At 64.4% G+C, this 699-nt stretch carries 1 protein-coding gene; it reads right to left on the bottom strand.

Annotation, left to right across the window (positions count from 1 at the left end):
- A partial coding sequence (ccsB, locus tag U5A57_RS41320) for a c-type cytochrome biogenesis protein CcsB (protein ID WP_321918098.1) occupies nucleotides 1-699 on the bottom strand: 699 nt, incomplete at both ends.

Here is a 699-nt window from a genome sequence, read left to right as displayed (position 1 = left end):
GAAAGGAACATGTTGACGCCAAGGAACGCGAAGGTCGTCACCAGCAGGCCCGTGAGCGCCCACCAGGCCGCCACGCCGCCACGCAGGCCCTTCATGAGGCGCATATGCAGCCAGGCCGCGTAGTTGAGCCACACGATCAGCGCCCAGGTTTCCTTCGGGTCCCAGCTCCAGTAGCCGCCCCAGGCCTGCGCGGCCCACAGCGCGCCGAGAATCGTCGCGATGGTGAAGAACGCGAAACCCACGGCGATCGACTTGTACATGACGTCGTCGAGCACCTCGAGCGCGGGCAGGCGGTCCGCCAGCACGCCGCGCTCCTTCATGATGTACGCCACGCCCACCATGGCCGACAGCGCGAAGCTGCCGTAGCCGATGAAGTTCGCCGGCACGTGGATCTTCATCCACCAGCTTTGCAGGGCGGGCACGAGCGGCTGGATCTGCTGCGCGTCGCGCGAGATCGAGTACCACATCAGGAAGCCCACGGCCGCGCTGATCACGAGCAGCACGAACGCGCCGAGCGCGCGCGTGTTGTAGTGCTGCTCGTAATAGAGGTAGAAGAGCGCCGTGATCAGATTGAATAACACGAACACTTCATACAGATTCGAAATGGGAATGTGGCCGACGTCCGCGCCGATCAGGTAGGACTCGTACCAGCGCGCCATCAGGCCGACGAAGCCCATGAGCACCGCCGCCCACGTGAGC

Source organism: Paraburkholderia sp. J11-2, from assembly GCF_905220185.1.
Classification (GTDB): Bacteria; Pseudomonadota; Gammaproteobacteria; order Burkholderiales; family Burkholderiaceae; genus Paraburkholderia.
This window is presented reverse-complemented; position numbering and strand designations above follow the sequence as displayed.